The sequence below is a fragment of the Duganella sp. CF402 genome (assembly GCF_900109645.1).
Lineage (GTDB): Bacteria > Pseudomonadota > Gammaproteobacteria > Burkholderiales > Burkholderiaceae_D > Rugamonas.
In genome coordinates, this window is record NZ_FOBG01000003.1 from 154,292 (window position 1) to 179,345 (window position 25,054).

Genomic DNA, 25,054 nt, shown 5'->3' on the forward strand with positions numbered 1-25,054 from the left:
TCGATCACAATTTTTAATAAGTTATCGATAACAATTTGATGCGTCTGAAAGGCGGCTGCAAAATGTACCACGCCTCAGCCACAGATTTGTCGCGAGAGTGATACATTTCGAATAATTTTTGCCAAGCAGCCCTACCAACGGGGAAACACCCTGGCAAAGCGCATGATTTTTGGTGCGGCTGACTGGGATCGAACCAGTGACCCTTGGCTTCGGAGGCCAATACTCTATCCACTGAGCTACAGCCGCATGAGGTGTACTAGACGAGAAGCACGGAGGATACCGGTTTTCTCGCCAGCCTACAAGCCCAGCGCCTTGCGAATTTGTCCCAACACGATGGGCCACGACGGTGAAATGGCCGCCACCTCGTCATAATGACTGCCGCCGGGCAGCACCAGCACCTCGGCGGCGTCACCTGCCGCCTGGGCGCGGCGGGCGTAGTCCTGCCCCACCCGTAGTGGTGAAATAGTGTCAAATTCACCATGAATCAGCACCGTGCGCATGCCGGACGGCAGCAGCTCGGCCGGCGAGGTGTCGCTGAAGATGTCAGGACGTTCAGCGCTGGCCACCCCGGCCAGCTGGGCCATATCGCGGTCGCAGCTGGTCTTGATCAGGGACTGCTCGTTGCGCAGGTCGGCCAGGCCGCCCAGGCTGATCACCACCGGCACTGGCAGCGGATCGGCCACGTACAGCGGGCTGCTGCGCGGCAGCTTGGCGCGCGAACCGGCCCACTGGGCCAGATGGCCGCCGGCCGAGTGGCCGACCAGCACGATGCGCGACAAGTCCAGCTTGTGCTCGGACGCCAGCGTGCGCAGGCGGTCCATCGCCGTGGCCACGTCGTGGTACATGCCCGGATAGCCGCCGCCCTCCTCGTCGTAGCGGCGGTACTCCACATTCCATACCGCGATGCCGCGCGCGGCGAGGTCGCCGGCCATATTGCGCATTTGCGTAATGCCGCCGAAATGCTTGGTCCAGCAGCCGCCGTGGACGATCACCGCCACCGGGAACGGCCCGTTCCCGGCCGGCTGGAACAGTTCCGCGAACTGCGACGGCGCCGCACCATAGGCCACGTGGCGCGTCGGCGCGGGGCCGTTGAGGGCGAGATAGTCGTCGAGGATCATGGGCGCGGCAGGCGCGCCGCCGGCGCTGCCCGCCACTGCGGCCGCCAGCAAAGTTGTGCGTAGTTTTTTGAGCATGCGCTTATGCTACACGAAAAAAAAGCCGCCCCGAAGGGCGGCTGCAAAGTCACTAAGCCCCTGCTTAGAACTTGTAGTTGGCGCGTGCGTAGTAGTAGCCGCCGTTGATGCCGAACGGCGAGAACGATGGCAGCACGTTGACCGCCGCGTTGTCGCCCGCCGCGCGCTGGTCGGCCAGCAGGTTCGGGTTCACGCCGTTAGGATAGATGTTGAACAGGTTGTTCGCACCCACCGCCACCGACCATGCATTGCTGATCTTGTAGCCCACTTCCAGGTCGGTGATCAGCTTCGGCTTGACTTCGGTCAGGTGGTACACCGCACCATCTTCGCTGCCATACTCCGACGCCTTGCCGTAGATCGCTTCGCGCAGGTTGACGGTCCAGTTGCCTACCTTCCACAGTGCGCCCAGGTTGACGCGCAGTTTCGGCGAGGCGGTTTCCAGGTCCGAGATCGCGGTCTTGTCCAGCAGCGTCTGCGGCAGCAGCTGGGTCGGCGCCTGGTTGATCTTGGTGACTTCAACCTTGTTGTAGTTGGCTGCAATCGACCAGTCCACCTTGCCGCTGGTGCCGTAGTTGGAGTTGATCGTGGTGACGAACTCCAGGCCACGGCTGCGGGTATCGACCGCGTTCGAGAAGATGTTGATACCGGTCTGGCTCACGGTGCTGTCCAGCACGTTACCGTTGGCCTTGATCGCCGCCGTCACCGCCGGCGAGTTGACCGCGCCGCCCGAACCATACAGCGAGCCCGAACCGACAATGCGGTCGCGGATCTTGATCTGGTACACGTCCAGCGTGATCGCCACATCCTTGACCGGATTCAGCACCAGGCCCAGCGACAGGTTGGTGGATTTCTCAGGCTTCAGGCCGTCCACGCCCACCAGCTTGGCGCCGGCCGAATTCGGCGCCAGCTGCACGAAGGCGGTGGTCGGGCCGACGTTGGTGGCCGAGTAGTATTCCTCGGCCAGGGTCGGCGCGCGGAAGCCGTTCGAGAAGGTGCCGCGCAGGCCCACGGCCGGCGAGAAGTCGTAGCGGCTGGTCAACTTGCCGACCTTGGCGTTGCCGAAGTCGCTGAAGTGCTCGTAGCGCGCCGCCACGTCCACCGTCAGGTCGGCCACCGGGTTGCCGGCGACGTCGATATAGGCCGCCTTGTTAGTGCGGCGGTGGCTGCCCGCATCGGTCAGCGAGAAGCCCGGATACGACTGCGAGCCTTCCTTGTAGCGCGATGCGGCGTCGCCCGCTTCGATCTCGTACTTGTCGATGCGGTGCTCCAGACCTGCCGCCACGTTCAGCGGCTTGGCCCAGCCGATCTCGAATTCCTTGCTGGTTTCCAGCGTGGTAGTCAGCTGGCTGGCGATGAAGGCGCCGGCCTTGAACACGGTCGGGGTGGCGCCGGTGTCGTTGAACAGCGAGACGTTGCCCGAATCGGCCACGCCGATTTGCGCCTTGTCGCGGCCATAGGTGGTGCTGAGGTCGGTGTTCCAGCCGGCCAGCTTGCCCTTGATGCCCACGGTCAGGCCGAAGTCGTCCTGCTTCATGGTTTCCTTCGGCGAGAAGCCGGTCGGATAGATCTTCGGCAGGCGGCTCGGCAGACGGTAGTTCTCGAACGCGCGCGCTTCCTTGCGGCCGGCCGTGAAGATGGTGTAGAACTGGCTGTCCGGCGCGAAGTCGTAGCCGAAGTTGGCGGTCATCACGTTCAGGTGGTACTGCGCGTCGCCGGCGATGTGGTTGACATGCGGGTAGCCCGGATGCTGGAACATGCCCGGATAGGCCGCCATATTGGCCGGGTTGACCACGCGCGGATCGAGGCCGCCACGGTCGCTGTAGCCGTGGTATTTCGATTCGGCGGTCAGGCTCAGGTAGGCATCCGCGAACGGCTCGAGGCCAATGTTGGCCGAGGCATCGGCAGTGCGGCCGCCGCCGTCCACATAGCCGCCGCCGGTGGCGGTGGCGGTGCCGCCGTGGTTGTTCGATTTGAGGATGATGTTGACCACGCCGGCGATCGCGTCCGAGCCGTACTGCGCGGCCGCGCCGTCCTGCAGCACTTCGATGTGGTCGATGGCCGAAACCGGGATGTAGTTGAGGTCAGCTGCCGCGCCGCCCTGGTATGGTCCGCCCAAGACCGCCAGGTTGGAGGTGCCGTGGCGGCGTTTGCCGTTGATCAGCACCAGCGTGTTGTTCGGGCTCAGGCCGCGCAGACGGGCCGACAGCGTCAGGTTGGCGGTGTCGCCGCCGAAGGCCTGCGCGGTGAACGACGGCAGATTCTGCGCCAGCGCCTGGATCAGGTCCGGCTGGCCGGTGCGCTGCAACGAGGCTGCATCCAGTACCTGGATCGGCGATGCGCTGTTTTCCACCTTGATGCCGCTCGAACGCGTGCCCGTCACGATCACCGCTCCCGCGTTGGGCGTGACGCCTGCATCGGCCGCTGCTGCGACGTCTTCTTCTGCCGCGTAAACACCAAACGCCAGCGTGGACAATACGGCTGCGACGCCGATTTTGAGTGTGGCCTTATGCATATTTAAATCCCCATTTTTGAATGAAAAAAAGTAAGACCTCAAACACAAACTACAAAATTATTTTTTGGCGGCCACCACTTCGATTTCCACCAGCCAGCCCGGATTGCTCAAGCCCGCCACCTGCACCACGGCGCGCGCCGGCAGGTTAGGCTGTGGGGGCTGAGCACCAGCGCCGAAGTACTGGGTGTAGGCTTCCATGAAGCCCTTGGTGTCGGCCTTGCCGCCCTTGGCCGGATCGCCGACCAGGAACACCTGCATCTTCACCACGTCCGACATTTCCAGCTTCATGCCCTGCAGGATTTCCTTGATCTTCTTGAGCACCGTTTCGGACTGGGTCTTGGTGTCGCCGAAAGCTTCGAGCGAATCGCCCGGTGCATCCTTGTTCACCACCGCCGGCACCTGGCCGCTGATGAAGTGGATGGTGGCGGTCGGCGGAATCGTTACCGCGAGCGCGATCGGAAAGTCCGAGTTTGGAATCTTGTGGCGCACGATGTCCGCTTTCGGTGCAGCGAACGCGCTGCCGCAGGCGGCAGCGATCAACAAGGTAGCGAGTGCTTTTTTCATCGTCATGTTCTCTCTCAGTGTTTGTTGGACATTACGGAGTTACCGAATGGGTCGACGCCCAGCGTGGTGCGCAGCGAGCCGATATCGGCCTCGCTCAGGCCATCGGCCTTGTTGCCCCAGTTGGAGCGCACAAAGGTCAGCACGGTGGCGATATCGCGGTCGCTCAGTGAATCGCTGAAGTCCGGCATGCCGCCACGGCCCTTCAGCAGCACGCCGGCCACCTCGGCGCCCTTGCCCTGCACGAACTTGCTGCCGGCCAGCGCCGGGAAGGCGCCGGGGATGCCCTTGCCGGTAGGCTGATGGCAGGCCGCGCAGTTCTTCAGGAACAGCGCCTTGCCGTCCATCTCCTGTGCCCGCACCGGCGACGATGCGGCCGCCGCAAAGGCCGCCACCAGCACCATCGCGGCCTTGATCAATACTTCCTTCATGCGCTTGCCCTTTCATGGATCTTGGCGATCTGCTGCCAGGCCGATTCGATGGCGCCGGCTTGCCAGCCGGTCAGATAGCTCAGGTGCTCGCCCGCCAGCAGGATGCGGCCCTCGCCTTCCAGCAGCGTCGGATACGCGGCGGCGCGGGTCTTCTCGGTCCACTCGGCCCAGCCGCCCAGGTTGTACTGCACGCGGTGCCACGCCACCGAGAACGAGGACTCGAAGTTCTCCGTGTATTGCGGGAAGATCTTCTGGCCGGCCGCCAGTGCAAACTCGGCGCGCTCCTTTGGCGACAGCGCGCTGATTTCAATGGCCTGCGTCTGGTACTGGTAGTAACCGAGCAGCACGCCCTTCTTCTTCTGGAAGCCGTAGGACGGCACCGAAATGGTGTTGATCGCTTTCAGGTCGGTCATGATGTGACCGCCGTAGATATGGTCGTCCTCTTCCCAGAAGCGGCGCTTCATCTGCAGGCCGATCTTGCCCACCGGTGCATACGCCACGGCGGCGACCGCCTTCTTGAATTTGTCCGAGAAATCGGTATCGATCTGGCGCAGCACCGACAGCGGAATCGCGCACAGGCAGTAGTCGGCGCTGATGACGCTGACCTTGTTGGTGCCGGTGTCCTTGTAGGTCACGCTCACACCCTTGTCGTTCTGGCGGATGGTTTGTACTTCGGCCTTGTAGCGGATGTTTTTGCCGACGCGTTTTTCAAACGCCTTGGCGATGGCGTCCATGCCGCCCACCGGCTGGAACATGGTGGCCTGCATCGGGAAGTCATGCACTGCCGTGTAGACGTTCCCCAGCTTCGACGCCAGCAAGTCCTTGAAGCCCAGCGGATCGGACGGCGTGCCCGGTCCCGGCGACAGGCCGGCGCCGGGATTGACGGCGTAGCCACGGCCGCTGCGGCCCTTGTATTGCAGATCGCCCGGCGTCAGCGCACCTTCGCGCGCCAGATAGTCCAGCAGCAGGCGCTGGTCGTCGGCGGTGAGTTCCTGATCCAGCGCGTGGCTCTTGACCGACTTGGCCAGCAGTTCCGACACGTGGCCGCGCATGTCGGCCTTGATTTCCTTGATGCGCATGCGCTTGCCCGCGAACGGGCCGGCGTTTTCGGAATAGACATAGGCGTGGTCGTTATCGTTGATCATTACCTCCAGCGGCACCTCGAACAGCTTGGTGTAGTGCAGCGTGGACTGGTGGTGCAGCGGAATGCGCCACGGGCCGTGGTTGATGTAGTGGCCTTCATCGAAGGCGCAGGTCTGCTTCTCGCCACCGAGCTCGGTCAGGCTGAAGCCTTTGCGCGCGGTCTGGCAGCGGCCGCCGGCGAAGGCGCGCGCTTCCAGGATCTGCACCTTGTAGCCGAGCTTCTCCAGCTCGAAGGCGGCGGTCATGCCAGCCAGGCCGGCGCCGAGGATCAGCACCTTCTTGCCCTTGCCGCTGCCGCTCAGGGCCGGCGGCGCCGAGGCGGTGGAGGCGATGCCCATGCCCCACGCATCCATCGTATTCAACAGCAAACCGGTACCGCCGACTGCAGCGACCCGATACAGGAAATCCCTCCTCGTAAATGAGCTAAACGATTTATATGGTTTTACTGTTTTCCCATCCATCTGCTTCCTCGCCGGTTGCTAAAAGATAGTTCCTGTTTAGCAAATGGCGTGCCACAGCATGGAAAATAAATAAACCTGTTTCATGTGTTTTTATCTCAGTGCTTACATGCACGTGCAAACACCTGCGGCAAAGCCGCAGGCGTACAGACTTTATTCACGCGGGAGTTAGTTGACGAGGCTACGGAAGCCCTGCGTACTGCTACGTAGGGATGCGCCGGGAAGCGCCATTTGAGTGCGTGGCAGGCGTGCGATTTCTGCTGCGGACAGGTGCATGTGCGCCGCGCTGGCATCAGTCAGGTGGCAGGCGTGGAATTGCAGCGGCGCTGCGGCGTCCAGCAGGTAGACCGTGTCCAGGTCGGCCGGGTCGTAGGCCAGCTTGACACTCCATGCACCGCGCTGGCGCGCGCGTTCGAACCAGCGCTCGCTCATGGCGCGGGCGCAGGTGTACAGGCTGTCGAACAGCATGATGCCGTCGCTGGTGACCTGGGCCTGCGCTACCGGCATCAAGCTGCAGCGCACCAGATGCTCAGGATAGGTCTTTAATCCGCCGCCGAGATGTTCGCCGCCCCAGTCCCATAACTGGCGCGGCGTGGCGCCGGCATGCGCCAGCTGGTGGCGGCTGTTGAAATACAGGATGCAGTCGATCACGATGCGGGTGAACTGCTGCAGGTCGAGTACCCCGTCCAGCCGGCACGATCCGCCCTCCTGCTGCGGCGTCAGCAGGCGGAAACGCTTTTCCAGCACTGCGCGCCAGTCGCCGGGGCCATCGTCTACCGCCGCGCTGCGCAAGTTGAAGTTGTTGAGCAGCGTGTCGCCGTTCCAACCGCGCATCAAGGCGGCATTGGCAAACAGCGTTTCCGGCAAATGGCGGCACGGCCACTGTCCGGCATCGATGCGGCGCCCATACTGCTGGGCGTAGCGCTGCTTGTCGGCGCCGCAGTTGGCCAGGGCCAGCATGGCCTGCGGCCACTGCACCTCGCCGATGCCGACGTAAACGCCGCACACCATGCGACTGAAGCAATCGGTAGCCACATACACCACCGGCCGGCCGATGGCCTGGTTGCGGTCGGCGCGCGACACCAGCTGCACCTCGGCGCGCACCGCATCCAGATAGAAGCCCTCGCCCGGACGGCCGGGCGGCAACGGCGCCGGGGCCGGAGCGGGCAGCGGCGGCAGCACCACCGCCTGCGGACGGCGCGCCACTTCCGGCGGCCGGTCGTCGTCATGATCGAGCCAGTAATTGAACTGGCCAAAGGTCGGCACGTCCTTCACCGAGCCGTGCGGCATGCTCAGCACGCGGCCGGAATCAGCGTCGATACGGCGCTCGACGAAGAAGTCGCGCAGCATCTGCTGGTAGGCGCCCAGCCGCGAGAACTTGGGGTTGGCCAGCGCATAGCGCGCGGTGGCCACGCGGAAGGTGCGGCGGATCTCCTCATCGGCGTTCAGGCCGGGGCCGGTGTCGGCGCCATTCTTGCGCGGCCGGCCGCGCTTCACGCCGGCCGACGACTGGCGCACCTTGCCGCGCGCGCCCGAGTTGCAATAGTCCGGCAGCAGCGCGTTGGGGGTCTGGCCGCGCTGCCAGTAGCGCCGCAGGTAGCGGTACACCGTGGGGTGCGACACGCCGTGCTGCAGCGTGGCCTGGGCGATCATCTGGCCGCGCAGGCGCGCTTCGTAAATCTCCGGCTCCTGCGCCACCAGGCCCTGGATGATGTCCCAGGCCCGCGCGCGCAGCTGCAGGTGTTTGGCCGGCAGCAGCTCCTGGCTGACCACCATCACGTAAGGATCGGCCGGCAGCACGCAGGCATGGCCGGCGCGCAGGTCGGCCTGCAGCGTCGCCAGCGGCACCAGCTCGACCTCCGCCGAGCGCGCCGCCACGTCAAACACATAGGCGTGGCTTTGCTCGGGAGCGATCCATAAAATGCGGATGGTGCGCGGCGACGGCTGGCTGTACTGCAACAGATCGTTGCGCAGTAGCATTAACGCTCCCGGAAGGAAGAAGTCGAGGTGTTAAACGGCCGCGTGTCGATATAAATCGCATGCAGGCCCACGGTATCGCGCGCGCGCACCGCTTGCGGCTTCAACGAATCGACTAAAGTAGTCCACAGTTTCCTGAACGAAGTCATTGCCATACTCCTGTGCGTAACGTCTCCAGGCCCAGGCGGCTCCAGCGCCGCCATTTATCACATTTGTGCTATCACTTATGCAATAAGCGGGCCAGCCGTCTTCTACTATGACAACAATGACCGGGCATCACTGTTTCAAGCAGGTCAAGCTTTATTTTGGTGCAATGCAGCAGACCTGCGCACCGGGTGCGTGCACGACGGCAGAAATGAAAACGGGGCCTTGCGGCCCCGTCGATGTTGCAGATGTTTAGTACTTTTTCGCCTTCGGCTTGGCGCCCGGCGCCGGCTTCTTCGGCGGCGTGTGCTTGCCCGATTCCGGCGGCATGCGGTCAACCTGGCTGATCTTCAGCTGGCCGCCGCCGACCCAGACCTTGCCCAGGCTGCGGAACATATCGTCCGGCATGCCGTCCGGCAGTTCCAGCATGGAGTGGTCGTCGAAGATCTCGATGCGGCCGATGTACTTGGCCTCCAGCCCGGTCTCGTTGGCGATGGCGCCGACGATGTTGGCCGGGGTGATCTCGTTCTTGCGGCCCACTTCGACGCGGAACGCCGACATCGGCACCGATACCTTGCCCGGTTTTTCCTTTTTCTTCTTGGCCGGCGCTTCTTCCGCAGCCTCGGCGGATGCGGCGCGCGCCACCTGCTCCAGCGGCGAAGCAGCCGGCTTGGCGGCTTTCGGCGCCCTGGCAGGAGCCGGGGCCGAAGCCGGCGCTGGTGATGGCGACGGTGCGCCCTCGCCGTCGACGCTGATGCGGATCGCCTGGCCCGCCACGCGGATGCCGGCCATCATGTCCAGCGCTTCGCGGCTCAGGGTGTCCGGCATGTCCAGCACCGCGTAATCGTCGTAGATCTCGATGCGGCCGATGTTCTTGGAGTCGATGCCGCCCTCGTTGGCGATGGCGCCGACGATGTTGCCCGGCTTGACGCCGTGCTGGTAGCCGACTTCAATGCGGTAGGTGCGCATGCCCGGCTCGGATTCGCGCACGATGCGTTCCTTCTTCGGGAAACGCTCGCTGCGGTCAGGACGCTCGCCGCGATCGGCGAAACGGTCGCCTCGCTGCTCGAAGCGGTCGCCGCGTTCAGGGCGGTCGAAGCTCTGGCGCGCTGGACGCTCTTCCCATTGGGTCTGCTGTTTTTTATCCAGCAGCAGCGGCACATCGCCACGGGCCAGCTTGGCCAGTGCGGCGGCGATTTCCACCGCCGGGATATTGTGCTCCTGCTCGAAGTCCTCGATCAGCGCCTGGAACTGTTCCAGGCCGCCTTCGGCCAGGGTGTCGGTGATCTGCTGCTTGAACTTGGCGATACGCACATCGTTGACCGCCTGGATGGTCGGCAGCTCCAGCTGGCCGATCGGCTGGCGGGTGGCGCGCTCGATCATCTTCAGCAGGCCTTTTTCGCGCGGCGTGATGAACAGGATCGCCTCGCCGCTGCGGCCGGCGCGGCCGGTGCGGCCGATGCGGTGGGTGTAGCTTTCCGGATCGTGCGGCACGTCGTAGTTGACCACGTGCGAGATGCGCTCCACGTCCAGGCCACGGGCGGCGACGTCGGTCGCCACCAGGATATCGATCTTGCCGTCCTTGAGCATCTGCACGGTGCGCTCGCGCTGCGCCTGCTGGATGTCGCCGTTGATGGCGGCGGCCGAGAAGCCGCGCGCTTGCAGCTTCTGCGCCAGTTCCTCGGTACCGAGCTTGGTGCGCGAGAAGATGATCATGCCGTCGAAGTTCTCGGCTTCCAGGATGCGGGTCAGCGCATCGAGCTTGTGCATGCCGGACACCAGCCAGTAGCGCTGGCGGATGTTTTCGTTGGTGCCGGTCTTGGCCGCAACCGTGACTTCCTTCGGATTGTGCAGGTAAGTATTGGCGATGCGGCGGATGGCCGACGGCATGGTGGCCGAGAACAGCGCGGTCTGGCGCGATTCCGGGGTCTCTTGCAGGATGCGCTCGACGTCATCGATAAAGCCCATGCGCAGCATTTCGTCGGCCTCGTCCAGCACCAGCGTTTTCAGCTTGGACAGGTCGAGCGAGCCTTTATCGAGGTGGTCGATCACGCGGCCGGGGGTGCCGACCACGATGTGCACGCCACGGCGCAGCGCCGACAGCTGCGGGCCGTAGCTCTGGCCGCCGTAGATCGGCAGCACGTGGAAGCCCGGAATGTGCTTGGCGTAGGTCTGGAACGCCTCGGCGACCTGGATCGCCAGCTCGCGGGTCGGGGCCAGCACCAGCGCTTGCGGCGTGGTCTGTTTGATATCGATGCGGGCCAGCACTGGCAGCGCGAAAGCGGCGGTCTTGCCGGTACCGGTCTGGGCCTGGCCCAGCACGTCGTGGTTATCCAGCAGCAGCGGGATGGTCGCGGCCTGGATCGGCGAAGGCGACTCGTAGCCGACTTCATTCAGCGCCTTGAGCAGCGGCTCGCCGAGATTCAGGTCAGAAAAAAGGGTAATAGGGGATACTGGGGATGCGGACATGGGCGTCACTCACAAAAATTGTTCGAATCGCCGAATTGCGAAAGAAATTTGTGCATAGTTTACTCTGTCTGGAGGGAACAGGCTGTTTTTTGCAAGAATTGCCCCCGAAATGCAGGATTTTCGCGCCCGGCCTATAGTAGCTGCTTTGTCGTTTTGGAGCCCACCACCATGCGTATCCTGCTCACCGCCGCCCTGCTCGCCGGCTCGGCCTCCGCCGCCACCTACGGCCCCCAGCTCGAAGGTTTCGCCTACCCTCATCCGGTCCAGCGCTACAGTTTCGCCTCGCAGGGAGTGGACCTGCAAATGGCGTACATGGACGTAGCGCCGGCCGGCGCCGCCAACGGCAAGACCGCCGTCCTCCTGCATGGCAAGAATTTTTGCGGTGCGACATGGGAGCAAACCATCACGGAGCTGAGCAAGGCAGGCTACCGGGTGGTGGCGCCGGACCAGGTCGGCTTCTGCGCCTCCAGCAAGCCAGCGCACTACCAATACAGCTTCCAGCAACTGGCGGCCAACACGGCCGGGCTGCTAAAGAACATCGGCGTGCAGCAGGCGATCTTCATCGGCCATTCGACCGGCGGCATGCTGGCCACGCGGTATGCGCTGATGTATCCCGAGGCGGTATCGCGGCTGGTGCTGGTCAATCCGATCGGGCTGGAAGACTGGAAGGCGCTGGGTGTGCCCGCCCCCAGCGTGGACCAATGGTACGCGCGCGAGCTGAAACTATCAGCCGACAGTGTGCGCGCCTATGAGCGCGCCACCTATTACGGCGGCACATGGAAGCCCGAGTACGAGAAGTGGGTCGACATGCTGGCCGGCTTGAACAACGGCCCGGGCAAGCAACTGGTGGCGTGGAACTCGGCGCTGATCTACGACATGATCTTCACCCAGCCCGTGGTGTACGAATTGCCGCTGCTGAAGGTGCCGACCACGCTGCTGATCGGCGATGCCGATACCACCGCCATCGGCAAGGACGTGGCGCCGCCGGAAGTGAAAGCCAGGATCGGTCGCTACGACGTGCTGGGAAAAGAAACGGTGAAGAAAATACCGCAGGCGCGGCTGGTGGAATTTAAAGGGATGGGACACGCACCACAGATGGAAGACCCGGTGGTCTTCCATCGCACGCTGTTACAGGAACTGCAGAGGAACTGAATCGATAAACACCAATGCAGAAAAGACGGAGTTGGAATCCGTCTTTTCTCTTGCGCCGCCCAGGCCCGGAGGGTCCGGGGCGGCACGTCAAGCGCTAGCGCGAATTACTTGCTGGCAGCTGGAGCCGAAGCAGCTGGCGCCGGGGTCGAAGCGGCCGCCGATGCCGAAGCCGATGCGCTGGCTTTGTGCTCTTTCTTGTGGGTCGCCTTCTTGACCACCGGCGCCGAAGCGGCCGGGGTCGAAGCGGCGGCCGAAGCCGAGGCGGATGCCGAAGCGGCTGGAGCTTGAGCGAAAGCAGCGGAAGCGAACAGGCCGGCGATCAGGGTAGCGATTACTTTTTTCATGATTCAGTCCTCTTGAGTGTGTTGGGTAGTGTATTGGGTAGATACTGGATTACTTGCTGGCGGCTGGAGCCGAAGCAGCTGGCGCCGGGGTCGAAGCGGCGGCCGATGCCGAAGCCGATGCGCTGGCCTTGTGTGCTTTCTTGTGAGTGGCCTTCTTGACCTCTGGCGCCGAAGCGGCCGGAGTCGAAGCGGCGGCCGATGCCGAGGCGGATGCCGAAGCAGCTGGAGCTTGAGCGAAAGCAGCGGAAGCGAACAAGCCGGCGATCAGGGTGGCGATTACTTTTTTCATGATTCAGTCCTCTTTAATTTATACGGTTTATATCGTTAATTACTTGCTTACTGCGGCTGGTGCTGCTGGCGCGGCAGGAGCTGCCGGTGCTGCTGGTGCTACTTTGACTGCGGCGGCAGGGACTTCCGCAGTTTTGGATTCTTGTTTAGCGACGGGTTTCGCTTCGGTTTTTTCCGCCACAGCCGGTTTGGCTGCAGGGGCGGCTGGCGTGGTCACAGGCGTTTGAGCGAATGCTGCGGTTGCGAACAGGCCGGCGATCAGGGAAGCGATTACTTTGGTCATGATTGATTCCTTTTTCAGGGTTTCGGCATCGGGACAATTCCCGTGTCGCATGAGCAAAAAACGCGTCCCGTTACAGCCCAGTTGACGGGAATTACAAATGCTTACAATCAAGAGAATTTAAGGTTTCACGTCGTCCTTCAGCGCGGCCAGCGCCATCTTCTCCACCAGGCCGGGAGCGATCAGTTTCATCCAGCGTCCCAGCTTGCCTTTGGCGGACATCACCACCTCGCGCTGACGCGACTCCATGCCGGCCACGATCAGGCCAGCGCACTCTTCCACCGACATGGCCTTGTCTTCTTTCAAACTGCTGCTACCCAACGCTCCACCAGCGGCGTTGAAACCGCGATGGCGAATCTGCGTCGCCACCACGCCCGGATAGGCGGTCGTCACGCTCACGCCATGCGGCTTCATTTCGATGCGCAGCGCTTCGAAGAAGCCGCCCATCGCGAACTTGGTGGCGCTGTAGGCGGTACGCCCCGGCACGCCCACCAGCCCCGCCAGCGAGGACACCGCCACGATGCTGCCGCGCGACTGCTTCAGGTACGGCAGCGCGGCGTGCGTGCACCACACGCTGCCCCACAAATTAATCCGCATCAGTTCCTCGTACCACGCCAGATTCTCCACCTCCGAGAACAGCGCATGCGCCGAGCGGCCGGCGTTGTTCACCAGCGCGTCGATGCGGCCGAAGCGTGCCACGCATGCCTCGATCAAGGCGATGCATTGCGCCTGCACCGATACGTCGGTCGGCACCACCAGCGTCTGCGCGCCCAGCGCCGAACACTGCGCCGCCACCTGCGCCAACAACTCCGCATTGCGCGCCGCCAGCACCAGCGCCACACCGCTGCCATGCCTGCGCGCCAGCTGCCGCGCGATTTCCGCGCCGATGCCGTCCGATGCGCCGGTGATGATGATGGTTTTCATGGGTCTCCTTTGTTTGAACGAATTACAGTAAGATTACCGCCTTCCGCCTCACAATATGGAGTAATTATGCGTTTGCCAGTTATCGCTCTCGCCGCAGGTCTGACCCTGCATCTGCAAGCCCACGCCCAGCAACCTGTCGTCGCCGAAGCGCCGCTGCGCGCCCACCTGTCGTTATTGGCCGACGATCTGTTCGAAGGCCGCGGCACCGGCCAGCGCGGCGGCGACCTCGCGGTGCGCTATCTGGAAACGCAAGCCGCTGTCCTCGGCCTCAAGCCGCTGGCCGACGGCACCTATCGCCAGCTGGTGAAGGCGGAAGGCACCAAGCTGCTGCCCGGCAGCTTTGCGCGCTTCACCGCCGACAATGGCAAGATCCTGACCCCGGCCATCGGCCCGGAAATCCTGGTCGGCACCATGAGCGGCAAGGAAGACATCACCATCGATGCGCCACTGGTATTCGTCGGCTACGGCGCCGTGGCGCCCGAAGAAAAATGGGACGATTACAAGGGCCAGGACCTGAAGGGCAAGATCCTGGTCATGATGGTCAACGATCCGCAGCCGACCGCCGAGGAACCGAACCGCTTCGGCGGCAAGGCCTACACCTACTACGGCCGCTGGATGTACAAGTACGAAGAAGCGCTGCGCCAGGGCGCGGCCGGCGCGCTGCTGATCCACACCACGCCATCGGCCTCGTATGACTGGAGCGTGCCATCCACCAGCTTCGGCCACGAGCGCTTCCACCTGGCCGGCAGCGGCAATCCGCTCGAAGGCTGGGTGCAGGAAGAGACGGCGCGCGCGCTGTTCGCCGCCAGCGGCTTCGATCTCGACACACTGCGCGCCCAAGCCGAGCGCCGCGATTTCCGCCCGGTCGACCTCAAACTCAAGATGCACGTGCAGATCAAGAGCAAGGTGCGCCAGATCGAGCAGTACAACGTGGTCGGCATCGTGCCCGGCACCGACGCCAAGCTGAAGTCCGAAGCGGTGGTCTATTCGGCCCACTGGGACCACCTCGGCATCGACGAGAGCAAGCAAGGCGACAATATCTGGAACGGCGCGATCGACAACGGCTCCGGCGTGGCAGCACTGCTGGCGATGGCGCAGGCCGCCGTGCAGCATCCGGCCAAGCGCACGCAGGTGTTCCTGTGGCCGGCCGGCGAGGAGACCGGCTTCCTCGGCAGCAACGCCTACATCCGCAACCCGGCCTGGCCGCTGGACAAGACCTCGGCCGACCTCAATCTCGATTCCATGAACTTCGTCGGCAAGACGCGCGACATCGGCGTGCCTGGCGCCGAGCGCAGCAGCCTGTACGAGGCCGCCGCCGTGGTAGCCAAGCGCATGGGCCTGAAGCTGGCGCCGGCCATTCCGGACCTGTCGGGCTCCTACTTCCGCGCCGACCATTTCAGCTTTGCCAAGGCCGGCGTGCCGGCGTTTAACGTCGGCTCGGCGGTGTTCTCGGGCGACGGCTACTTCGACTTCGTCAAGGATCAGGACAAGAACCGCGCCCGTCTGGTGGCGTTCAAGCAGGACTACCACCAGCCAAGCGACCAGTACCACGCCGACTGGGATTTGTCGGGCATGGTACAGCAGGCCCAGTTCACCCTCAACCTCGGCTACGAAGTGGCCAACGCGCCGAAGATGCAGACCTGGAAAGCCGGCGACGCCTTCGGCAAGGTCAAGCGTTAAAAAACTGCCACACGGATACACAGCATGTCCGCCTATAATTCAGGCAGACATGCTCGGGTGATCTATGAAATGTAAATTCGTGTGGCTTATCGTTTTGTCCATGTTGATGGGGACCGCCTCGGCGGCCAGCATCAACTTCAACGGCGGCAGCGTCAGCAACTGCACGCTGAGTGGCAGCACCTACAACTGCACCAGCAGCTACACTATGGCTGCCACCGACTTTGTCGTCATTGCAGGCGGCTACACGGTGGTGATGACCGGCTTCTCGCCCAGCTATAACCAGGGCCTGACCATCAACAGCGGCGGCGCGCTGCAAAGCAGCGGCAACATCGACCTGTCCAACATCAACCCCAGCAACGTCAGCACAGGCGGCAGCACCCTCACGGCGGCCGGCAGCTTCAAGCTCGGCTCCAGCACCACCATTAACGGCTCGGTGGTGGCGGCCAGCATCAACACCAACTCAGGCGACACCATCACCGGCTCGGTCAGCGTGAGCGGCCTGGCCGACCTCGGTTCGGCCATCAAGATCAACGGCAACCTCAGCGCCGGCTCGGTCAAGACCGACTCGCCCGGCACCATCGGCGGCTCGATCACCGCCGCCACCACCGTCGCGATCGGCTCCGGACTGACGGTGGGCGGCGCCGTCAGCGGCACCACCATTACCACCACCTCGCCGGTCACGCTCAATGGCGGCGTCACGGCCAGCGTCTCGTTCACGCTGGCGTCCGGCAGCAAGGTGGTGGGCGACATTAACGCCCCTACCGTCACGTTGAAACCGTCCAGCTCCACGGTCACCGGCAACATCACCACCACCGGCGCGCTCGACATCGGCAGCGGCAACACCGTCAATGGCATCGTCAAGGGCGGCTCGCTGACCATGCGCGCCTCGGGCGCCACCATCAACGGCACCACCACCATCAGCGGTGACGTCGACATGGGATCGGGCACCGTCATCAATGGCGACCTGACGGCGCGCAATGTCACCACCAATTCCAGCAATGCCATCATCAACGGCAATGCGGCGGTGAATGCGATTTACATCGACTGGAATAACAGCGTCACCAAGACCATCACCTGCACCGGTCCCGGCGCCGTCGGCTGCAGTTGCGTGACCAAGGCTGATCCGAATTACGCGCCCACTTGCGGCGCAGCGGCGGGCGGCGTGCCGCATCACTTCCAGATCACCCATAGCGGCAGCGCGCTAACCTGCCAGCCGCAGACAGTCACTCTCACCGCCTGCGCCAATGCAGCCTGCACCACGCCGCATTACTCAGGCAACGTCACCGCCACGCTCATTCCGGGCAACCAGCCCACCACCATCACCAGTGGCAGCAATACCGCCGCCACCGTGCAAAGCGGGACGCCCGGCGTATTTGCGCTGTCGGCCACCAGCACCGGCGTGACCAACGCCACCACCTGCATTAATACCGGTACCGTCCTCAACGGCAATCCATGCAATATGGAGTTCAAGACGTCGGGCCTGACCGTGACCGCCACCAACCATGTCTCCATGACCACTGCCTTCGTACCCAGCGTGACCATCCTGGCGCAGCAGGCCAGCGCGCCCAACCAGAGCTGCGTGCCGCTGGTGGCTGACAAGACAGTCAACGTCAGCCTGACCTGCAGCTACAGCGATCCGGTGCCGGCCAAGGCGGCCAAGACCAAGGTCGTCGTCGGTGGCAGCGGCATGGTCTGCAACCAGGATACAGCCAGCGTCAACCTGACCTTCGACAGCAACGGCAAGGCCAGCACCACTTTGTCGTATGCCGAAATCGGCCTGGTGGGCCTGAACGCCAGCCTGGCGTCCAGTGGACTCACCGCCAGCGGCAGCGGCAACTTCTACGCGGCGCCGGCGTCGCTGCAACTGGCCGCCACCTCGCCGCGCGGCGCGGCCGCCATCAGTCCGGTGCCGCTCGACAGCAAGGCGCCCCAGCTGAACACGGCCTTCGCCAAGGCCGGGCAGAGTATCGGCGTAGCCGTCACCGCCTACAACGCCAAGGGTGACCAGACCAAGAACTTCGGCCAGGAGAGCGCGCCACATACGATCACCTACGAACTGGACGCAGTCAATCCCGAAGGTGGCGGTATCAACGGCAAGCTCACGCCGGGGAGCACTGTCAGCTACGCGGGCGGCGCCATCAACGACAGCCTGAGTTTCAGCGATGTGGGCGTAATCCGCGTCAAGCCGAAGCTGACCGGCGATTACTACATGAGCCAGCAGCAGGAAGCGACCTTCAAGCCGACCGGCTTGCAATACATTGGCCGCATCATTCCCGACCATTTCGACACCGCACTGATGACCAGCGCCGAGATCAGCGCGGTGGCCACCAGCACCCACGGGGTTTGCGCCTCCCAGGCGGACAGCGCCAACCCCTGCAAGTTCACCGGCGCCGGCGACACCTTCGTCAATTCCAAGCAGCCCTTCTTCATGAAAGTCCTGGCCTACAATAACGCCGGCGTGCTGACCACCAACTATGCCGGCGCGCTGTCCCGGGTCATCACTGTCAGCGCCAATACCAGCAACGGCGGAAACACGCCAGCCAATACCGATCCCAGTGCCGTTACGTGGAGTAATGACAGCATCGGTCGCTTTACCTTCTCCAGCGGCATCGGCTTGCTGACCAAGCCGGCGCCACCTGCCGGCCCCAACCTGCCGGCCTTCAAATTCGCCTCAGCCTACCCAAGCGATGTACCGCCGGCCACCATCTACCTGCGCGCGGTCGACGCCGACGGCGCCAGCTCCCAGCGCAGCACGGCGTCGGACTCGGTGGAAGCGCCGCTGACGGTGGTCAGTGGCCGCCTGCTGGTGGCCAAGGCCTATGGCTCGCCGACCTCGCCGCTGCCGGTGGGCGTCACGGCGCAATACTTCATGAAGGATGTGGGCTACGTGTACAACTCCTTCGTGAACGACACCAGCGCGGAGGAAGTCAGCAAGCACGTCGCTTTCAGCAATTGCCTGAAGGGGATGGCGACTCGCACCTGCACGCTCACTGCGGCCAATGCCAAGCTGACACTCACCAAGGGCGTCGGCAAGTTCACGCTGGCGGCGCCCACGCCCACGCTCACCAGCATCGGCATGATCGATGTCCAGCTGAAGGACAACACGGTCACACCAGCCCTTGAGCTGTTCCCCTATCTGCCCAGCACTACCGGCACTGCAATCTTCGGCATCTACCCCTCCGGCCCGGTGATTTACACGCGCGAAATATACTGAGCCGCAAATCGGAGTACGATGGCGGCTCTCTGAACCACCCAGCAAGGAACATCATGGAAACCAACTCCAAGTGGATCGATATCACCACCAATGACGGCACCTTCGGCGCCTACCTGTCGCTGCCGCGCGGCGGCAAGGGGCCGGGCATTGTGCTGCTACAGGAAATTTTCGGCGTCAACCAGCACATCCGCAACGTCGCCGACCAGTATGCGGCCGACGGCTACGTGGTGCTGGCGCCGGACATGTTCTGGCGCCAGGTACCGCGCATCGAACTGGGCTATGACGGCGAGGACTGGAAGCGCGCCTACGCGCTGATGCAGGCCACCGATTTCACCCTGGCCCAGCAGGACGTGGCCTCCACCATCAAGGTGCTGCGCGGCCTGGACGGCGTCGGCAAGGTGGCCTCGGTCGGCTACTGCTTCGGCGGCCGCCTGTCCTATCACACCGCCGCCAACGGCCTGGTCGACGCCGCCATCGCCTACTACGGCGGCGGCATCCAGAATGCGCTCGACCGCGCGCCGGAAATCAAGGTGCCGGTGCTGATGCACTTCGGCGCCAGCGACAGCCACATCCCGCTCGACGCGGTGAAGAGCATCGCCGAACGCTTCGACGACAATGAGCAGGTGGAGATCCACGTCTACGACGGCGCCGAGCACGGCTTCAACTGCAACCATCGCGGTTCCTACCACCAGCGCGCCGCCGCCGAAGCGCGCGGTAATTCGCTGGTGTTCCTGAGCGAGCAGCTCTAAGACTGGAGCAGCGCGCGCAGCTGCGCCACCGTCAGTGGCGGCGCATCGGCCGCGCGGTCGCGCAGCGCCGACAGGATGCGCACGATGGCGTCCGGCGTGCGCGCCGCGCTGAAGTACCAGCCCTGCACCCGGCCGGCGCCCTGCCCGGCCAGCCATTGCAGATCGGCCGCCTCTTCCAGCCCCTCGCACAACAGCTCGGCCTTGAACAGTTCCGAGATGCCTTTAATCAGCTGGAACAGGCCGGCCACTTTCTCGCTGTCGGCCACGCCGCTGACGAACTGGCGGTCGACCTTGAGACGGTCGAACGGGAAGCTGCTGATCGCATCCAGATTGGAGTAGCCGGTGCCGAAATCATCGACCGCGATGTGCGCGCCCAGTGCGCGGAATTCCGCCACGCGCGGCGCCACCAGCTCCACCGTTTCCAGCAGCTGGCTCTCGGTCACCTCGAATTCCAGCAGGTGGCCCGGTATCGCATAGCGTTCCAGCAGCGCCGTCAAATCCGTGATCACCTGCGGATGCAGCAGCGAGCGGCGCGAGAAGTTCAGCGACACCGGCACCACCGGCAAGCCAGCATCGAGCCAGCCGCGCATATCGCGGCACACTTGCGCCAGCACCAGCATGTCCAGTTGATAAATTTTGTCGGTGCTTTCCGCCAGCGGGATAAAGCTGTTGGGGAATACCATGCCGCGCAGCGGATGCTGCCAGCGCACCAGCGCTTCCAGTCCGATCAGCGTGCCGGAGGTGTAGTCGACTTGCGGCTGGTAGTGCGCCACCAGCACGCCGTGGTGCGCGTCGCCGTCCAGCGCCCCCTGCAGCTCGAACACCATGTGCGAGCGCGTCAGCAATTCGGCGCCGTATTCCCGCACCGTGGTGCGCTGCAAGGGGCCGGTGATGGAGGACGACGCCGTGTCGGCCGCATCCAGCAGCGCCACCGCCGAGCCGCGATACGGCGTGTCGTGATGCTCGATACCGACCCGCGCATGCAGCACGTGCGCCCCGCCCCGTCCCAGCACGAACGGTGCGTCCAGCACCGCCTTGAGCTGCTCGAGCTGCGCCACATGCTCGTCGCGCTCGCCGAACAGGGCAAAGGCGAACTGGTCGCCACCCAGGTGGCCGGCCAGGTTTTCCGGTCCGGCCCATCCCGCCAGCCGCTGCCCCATCTCGCGCAGCACGTGATCGCCCTGCACGCGGCCGAACACATCGTTGATGCGGCGGAAGCCGGCCAGGTTGATGAAGCCCACCACCACATGCGGCAGCGTGGCTTGTTCCAGCCCCAGCTGCAAATGGTGCAGGAACACCTGGCGGTTGGACATGCCGGTCACTTCATCGCAATAGCGCAGTTCGAGCGTGTCGACCACCAGCCGCGCCATGCCTTGCAGCATCATCACTTGCTCACGATCCAGTCGGCGCACGCGCGATGTCATCACCCACAAGGTACCAAGCAAATAGCCGCGCGCACCCAGCAAGGGCACGGCCGCGTAGTGATGAAAGTGTGGCGCATGGGTGACCAGCGGGTTGTCGCGGAAGCGCGGATCGCTGGCGGCATCTTCCACTTCAAAGAAATCGGCCTCGCTGGCGGCGCCCACCACCCAGGTGCAGAACGAGCCGGCGCGCGGCACGTGGCGCACTTCCACGCCGACCCGCGACGGCAGCCAGATCTGCGATTGGTAGACAATGCTGATGCCGCCGATCTCGGCGCCCACCGATTTGATGGCCAGCTCGGTGATCAGGTCCAGCTTGGGGTCGGATTCGTCCAGCGTGATGGCGTAGCGGGACAGTTCAGCCAAGCGCCGTTGCTCGGCTTCGGGTTCCTGTAAGGCGCTGCTTTCCATGCTCGCTCCCGTGAAGGCTAGCGTGCATGGTGACATATTACGCTTGCGTTTGCATCTGTTTTCCCGGTGTCTTCAGGCGTCGTAGCTGCAACGTCACGCCGATCAGGAACAGCAGCAACAGCACGCCGGTGATGGCTTTCAGCTCGGGCGCCTCGGCGTCCGCCAGCAGCGGCGCGCCCAGCGGCAGGCGGGTGGTGGTTTCGGTCACGGCCGGGATCATGTGGAACAAAAACGTCAGCGAATACAGCACCGTGGCCACCTTGACCGAATTGACCTTCCACGCCGCCGCCAGCACCAGCAGGGTGATCACGCCAAGCGCGTGCGGCTTGCCGAAACCGCCATGTTGAAAGATGCCAAAGCCGGTCACGCAAGTCAGCACCGTGGTCCAGATGTACAGCTTGCCCAGCGTGTTGCCGGGGTTGACGGCGCCCTCGCGCACGAAGGCGATCAGCGCTGCCGCCACCGCCACCAGGCTGATCAGGGTATGGATCACGCCCAAATAAGTAAGACCGTAGATCATCGCGCATCCTTTCGTAAAAGATGGCTTGATCGTACACATTATCAACGGCTGAGTCTTACCACTTAAGGGCTATTGCCGGCTGCGTTAAAATGGCGGCTTCTTTGTTGAGGATGACATCATGGCGCGGTTGAAACTGGATTTTCCGGACGAGTTGTTTATTTTTTCCACCCAGCTCACAGTGCGGGTGACCGACATCAACGGCGCCAACCACCTCGGCAACGATTCGATGATTTCCATGATCTCGGAAGCGCGGGCGCGCTTCCTGTACGACTACGGCGTGCAGGAGACCGGCGTCGACGGCACCGGCATCATCATCACCGACCTGGCCACCACCTACCGCGCCGAGGCGCACGCGCGCGACCAGCTGGTGTTTGAAGTGGGCGTGATGGATTTCAACCAGTACGGCGGCGACATCATCTTCCGCATCACCCGTCCGCGCGACGGCAAGCTGGTGGCGATGGCCAAGTACGGCTTCGTCTTCTTCAATTACAAGACCAGCCAGGTCACCCCGATGCCGCCGGAGTTCCTGGCCAAATTCCCGAAAGTGAACCGTCTCGATTAAACGGTTTGGCGCTCAACGCTGAGCGACTTTGGGGACGATGGATTTGTTGAACCAGTCGTCCAGCATCTGTTTTTCATAGCGCAGCGGATCGCTGTCGAAATAGGCGCCCAAGCGGCCCTGGTAGTTCATGTTCGACAGCTGCTCGTCGCCGCTGCGCAGCACCTGACCATCCTGCTCCAGCGTGTACTTGAGGTGCATATGCGGCCAGTCGGCGCCGCCGTTCATGATGCGGATTTCGCTGCCGGTACGGCGCGGATACAGGCGGCCGGCCAGGTCGATATCCAGCACTTCAACCTTCAGCGACTGCCCGGCGGGCAGCTTCTTCTCCAGCGACTTGAAATAGTCGGTGAAATTCTTCAGCGTGTTGTCGCGGTCGATCGGGCTGCGATCGACGTCGGTGAAGTCTTCCGGCTTGACGTAGCTAACCGAGACTTGCGCCCAGGCGGCGCTGGAGGCCAGCAGCGCCACCACGGCGGCCAGCACGGTTTGGTTCAACAGGCGCATGATGCGTCTCCTTTGCTAGGACTGATGCAAGCAATATAGCCCCTTTCCGTGGCGAATGCCCGTGCTGAATAAGTTTGTTACCAATCGTTTTTTGTGGGCCCATGTCACAAGCCTGTCATACCAAATGGCTAAGATTGCCGCCGCTTACACACCACAACAAACAGGGTAGCCACGACCATGACCGAACAACTTGATCCATCCCGCCGCAGCCTCCTGAAATTCCTGTCCAGCGCGCCGTTGCTGCCGCTGGCCGGCGGCAGCGCCACTGCCGCCCTGCTGTCCGCTTGCGGTGGCGGCGACACCGCCGCCCCGGCCGCGCAGCTGATGTCGGTGAGCTTCTCCGGCATGGCCGCGCCATCGCTGGCCAACGCGCCGCAAATGGCGACCACCACCGTGGCCTCGGCCATGCAGGCGCTGTACTCGGACGGCAAGACCGTGCCGTACAACCTGGCCTACCAGACCTTCTTCATCACCGGTGCGCAAGTATCGAACGGCAGCGGCGGCACCACGCTGGCCGGCGGCTACTGGGACATCAACAACAAACCCATCCTCGACAAGACCGACGCCAACTCGCGCCAGTTCTTCTCCGATGCGCCGGACGGCACCTCGCTGCTGAAACTGGCCGCGCCGACCGTGCCTGGCATCAAGGGCAACACCGTGTTCGCCGTGGTGCAATTCGAGTACACCACCCGCAACGTCAAGGGTGACTCGGTGTACGGCATGCTGCCGTCGCCGATCGCCATCCTGACGCTGGATCAGGACAAGACCACCGGCGCGCTGTCGCTGGTGAAGTACCACAACGTCGACACCAGCCCGGCCAACGGCCTGTGGATCACCTGCGGCGCCAGCCGTTCGCCGTGGAATACCCACCTGTCGAGCGAAGAGTACGAGCCGGACGCGACCACCATCGCCAGCAACACCCAGTTCGCCAACTTCTCGACCAACCTGTACGGCGACGCCACCAAAGCCAACCCATACCACTACGGCCACCTGCCGGAAATCACCGTCAACCCGGACGGCACCGGCTCGTGCAAGAAGCACTACTGCCTGGGCCGCATCTCGCACGAGCTGGTGCAGGTGATGCCGGACGAACGCACCACCCTGATGGGCGACGACGCCACCAACGGCGGCCTGTTCATGTTCATTGCCGACAAGGCGCAAGACCTGTCGAGCGGCACCCTGTACGTGGCCAAGTGGAACCAGGTCACCACCGACAACGGCGGCTCGGCCACCCTGACCTGGATCAAGCTGGGCAGCGCCACCTCGGCCGAGATCAAGGCCCTGGCCGACAAGCTGAAAGCGTCGGACATCATGGACGTGAAGACCGTCGATCCGGCCGATGCTTCGTACACCAAGATCCCGTTCAGCGGCAAGACCAACTGGGTCAAGGTGCTGCCGGGCATGGAGAAGGCTGCAGCGTTCCTGGAAACCCACCGCTACGCCGCGCTGAAAGGCGGCAGCATGGGCTTCACCAAGATGGAAGGCACCACCGTCAACGCCAAGGACAAGATCGCCTACTCGGCGATCGCGGCCATCGGTTCGGCCATGACCAACGGCTCGGGCGGCATCTCGATCAAAGGCCCGAGCGCTGGCGCGGTGTACGCGCTGAACATGAAAGGCGGCCAGACCGACACCAGCGGCACGGCCATCAACAGCGAATGGGTGCCGGTCGACATGGCGGCCGTGCCTGCCCTGCTGAGCGAAGACCTGAAAACCGCCGATGCGCTGGGCAACCTGGCCAATCCGGACAAGGTCGCCAACCCGGACAACATCAAGTTCTCGGAAAAACTGCGCACCCTGTTCGTGGGCGAGGACAGCGGCACCCACGTCAACAACTTCCTGTGGGCCTACAACGTCGACACCAAGGCGCTGACCCGCATCCTGTCGACGCCGTCGGGCGCCGAGTCGACCGGCCTGCACGCGGTGGACGACATCAACGGCTTCGCCTACATCATGAGCAACTTCCAGCACCCGGGCGACTGGGAAGCGGCGTTGCACGGCAAGGTGCAGGCGACGCTGGATCCGCTGATCCGCGCCAACTACCGCGACCGTTACGGCGCGGCGGTCGGCTACATCACCGGGTTCCCTGCACTGAGCTTCTAAACCGTCTTACTCCT

At 63.6% G+C, this 25,054-nt stretch carries 21 protein-coding genes and 1 tRNA gene; 6 read left to right on the top strand and 16 right to left on the bottom strand.

The window, feature by feature from the left end:
- Positions 1 to 170 precede the first annotated feature (170 nt).
- The 9 genes from BMZ70_RS22805 to BMZ70_RS22840 form a co-directional block, all read right to left on the bottom strand.
- Positions 171 to 246, bottom strand: a tRNA-Arg gene (locus tag BMZ70_RS22805).
- Between the two features lie 50 nt (positions 247 to 296).
- Entirely contained in the window at positions 297 to 1,193 is an 897-nt protein-coding gene (locus tag BMZ70_RS22810) for an alpha/beta hydrolase (RefSeq protein ID WP_092279815.1), read from the bottom strand.
- Positions 1,194 to 1,257: 64 nt separating this feature from the next.
- Positions 1,258 to 3,705 (bottom strand): TonB-dependent receptor plug domain-containing protein, encoded by a 2,448-nt coding sequence (locus tag BMZ70_RS22815; protein ID WP_092279817.1) that lies wholly within the window; start codon positions 3,703 to 3,705, stop codon positions 1,258 to 1,260.
- Between the two features lie 57 nt (positions 3,706 to 3,762).
- Complete coding sequence (locus BMZ70_RS22820; protein WP_092280363.1) at positions 3,763 to 4,269, bottom strand: RidA family protein; 507 nt, start codon at positions 4,267 to 4,269, stop codon at positions 3,763 to 3,765.
- A 14-nt stretch (positions 4,270 to 4,283) separates the two neighbouring features.
- Complete coding sequence (locus BMZ70_RS22825) at positions 4,284 to 4,697, bottom strand: c-type cytochrome (protein WP_092279819.1); 414 nt, start codon at positions 4,695 to 4,697, stop codon at positions 4,284 to 4,286.
- On the bottom strand, positions 4,694 to 6,208 hold the full coding sequence (locus BMZ70_RS22830) for a flavin monoamine oxidase family protein (protein ID WP_229205559.1): 1,515 nt from the start codon (positions 6,206 to 6,208) through the stop codon (positions 4,694 to 4,696). Before BMZ70_RS22830 ends, BMZ70_RS22825 begins: the two co-directional genes overlap by 4 nt.
- A gap of 258 nt (positions 6,209 to 6,466) precedes the next feature.
- Positions 6,467 to 8,278, bottom strand: coding sequence for a Mu transposase C-terminal domain-containing protein (locus BMZ70_RS22835; RefSeq protein WP_092279823.1), 1,812 nt, complete (start codon positions 8,276 to 8,278; stop codon positions 6,467 to 6,469).
- Complete coding sequence (locus BMZ70_RS28425) at positions 8,278 to 8,424, bottom strand: hypothetical protein (protein ID WP_165403588.1); 147 nt, start codon at positions 8,422 to 8,424, stop codon at positions 8,278 to 8,280. Before BMZ70_RS28425 ends, BMZ70_RS22835 begins: the two co-directional genes overlap by 1 nt.
- 247 nt (positions 8,425 to 8,671) lie before the next feature.
- Complete coding sequence (locus BMZ70_RS22840) at positions 8,672 to 10,888, bottom strand: DEAD/DEAH box helicase (RefSeq protein WP_092279825.1); 2,217 nt, start codon at positions 10,886 to 10,888, stop codon at positions 8,672 to 8,674.
- A gap of 168 nt (positions 10,889 to 11,056) precedes the next feature.
- Between BMZ70_RS22840 and BMZ70_RS22845 the strand changes: the two genes are divergently transcribed.
- Positions 11,057 to 12,040 carry an alpha/beta fold hydrolase gene (locus BMZ70_RS22845; RefSeq protein ID WP_092279827.1) on the top strand — a complete coding sequence of 328 codons (984 nt, stop codon included), beginning with the start codon at positions 11,057 to 11,059 and terminating at the stop codon, positions 12,038 to 12,040.
- A 104-nt stretch (positions 12,041 to 12,144) separates the two neighbouring features.
- Here BMZ70_RS22845 and BMZ70_RS22850 read toward each other — a convergent pair whose 3' ends face one another.
- The 4 genes from BMZ70_RS22850 to BMZ70_RS22865 form a co-directional block, all read right to left on the bottom strand.
- Positions 12,145 to 12,384 (bottom strand): hypothetical protein, encoded by a 240-nt coding sequence (locus BMZ70_RS22850; RefSeq protein ID WP_092279829.1) that lies wholly within the window; start codon positions 12,382 to 12,384, stop codon positions 12,145 to 12,147.
- A 49-nt stretch (positions 12,385 to 12,433) separates the two neighbouring features.
- Positions 12,434 to 12,673, bottom strand: a complete 240-nt coding sequence (locus tag BMZ70_RS22855) for a hypothetical protein (protein WP_092279831.1) — start codon at positions 12,671 to 12,673, stop codon at positions 12,434 to 12,436.
- 39 nt (positions 12,674 to 12,712) lie between these two features.
- On the bottom strand, positions 12,713 to 12,955 hold the full coding sequence (locus tag BMZ70_RS22860; RefSeq protein WP_092279833.1) for a hypothetical protein: 243 nt from the start codon (positions 12,953 to 12,955) through the stop codon (positions 12,713 to 12,715).
- 117 nt (positions 12,956 to 13,072) lie between these two features.
- Positions 13,073 to 13,876 carry an SDR family oxidoreductase gene (locus tag BMZ70_RS22865; protein WP_092279835.1) on the bottom strand — a complete coding sequence of 268 codons (804 nt, stop codon included), beginning with the start codon at positions 13,874 to 13,876 and terminating at the stop codon, positions 13,073 to 13,075.
- A 66-nt stretch (positions 13,877 to 13,942) separates the two neighbouring features.
- Between BMZ70_RS22865 and BMZ70_RS22870 the strand changes: the two genes are divergently transcribed.
- From BMZ70_RS22870 to BMZ70_RS22880, 3 genes are all read left to right on the top strand, one after another.
- Positions 13,943 to 15,556 (top strand): M28 family peptidase, encoded by a 1,614-nt coding sequence (locus BMZ70_RS22870; RefSeq protein WP_092279837.1) that lies wholly within the window; start codon positions 13,943 to 13,945, stop codon positions 15,554 to 15,556.
- A 64-nt stretch (positions 15,557 to 15,620) separates the two neighbouring features.
- Positions 15,621 to 18,770 carry a DUF6701 domain-containing protein gene (locus tag BMZ70_RS22875; RefSeq protein ID WP_130301056.1) on the top strand — a complete coding sequence of 1,050 codons (3,150 nt, stop codon included), beginning with the start codon at positions 15,621 to 15,623 and terminating at the stop codon, positions 18,768 to 18,770.
- A gap of 53 nt (positions 18,771 to 18,823) precedes the next feature.
- Entirely contained in the window at positions 18,824 to 19,519 is a 696-nt protein-coding gene (locus BMZ70_RS22880; protein WP_092279841.1) for a dienelactone hydrolase family protein, read from the top strand.
- Here the strand turns inward: BMZ70_RS22880 and BMZ70_RS22885 are convergent.
- On the bottom strand, positions 19,516 to 21,306 hold the full coding sequence (locus BMZ70_RS22885) for a putative bifunctional diguanylate cyclase/phosphodiesterase (RefSeq protein ID WP_165403587.1): 1,791 nt from the start codon (positions 21,304 to 21,306) through the stop codon (positions 19,516 to 19,518). The genes BMZ70_RS22880 and BMZ70_RS22885 overlap by 4 nt on opposite strands.
- Positions 21,307 to 21,388: 82 nt before the next feature.
- On the bottom strand, positions 21,389 to 21,871 hold the full coding sequence (locus tag BMZ70_RS22890; RefSeq protein WP_092279845.1) for a hypothetical protein: 483 nt from the start codon (positions 21,869 to 21,871) through the stop codon (positions 21,389 to 21,391).
- Positions 21,872 to 21,989: 118 nt separating this feature from the next.
- Here BMZ70_RS22890 and BMZ70_RS22895 point away from each other — a divergent pair, with 118 nt between their 5' ends.
- Positions 21,990 to 22,433: a thioesterase family protein gene (locus tag BMZ70_RS22895; protein WP_092279847.1), complete on the top strand. Its 444-nt coding sequence runs from the start codon at positions 21,990 to 21,992 to the stop codon at positions 22,431 to 22,433.
- Positions 22,434 to 22,445: 12 nt separating this feature from the next.
- On the opposite strand, the gene BMZ70_RS22900 is transcribed toward BMZ70_RS22895, so the two are convergent.
- On the bottom strand, positions 22,446 to 22,937 hold the full coding sequence (locus BMZ70_RS22900) for a DUF3016 domain-containing protein (RefSeq protein WP_092279849.1): 492 nt from the start codon (positions 22,935 to 22,937) through the stop codon (positions 22,446 to 22,448).
- Between the two features lie 177 nt (positions 22,938 to 23,114).
- Between BMZ70_RS22900 and BMZ70_RS22905 the strand changes: the two genes are divergently transcribed.
- Positions 23,115 to 25,040: a PhoX family protein gene (locus BMZ70_RS22905; RefSeq protein ID WP_092279851.1), complete on the top strand. Its 1,926-nt coding sequence runs from the start codon at positions 23,115 to 23,117 to the stop codon at positions 25,038 to 25,040.
- Positions 25,041 to 25,054 lie beyond the last annotated feature (14 nt).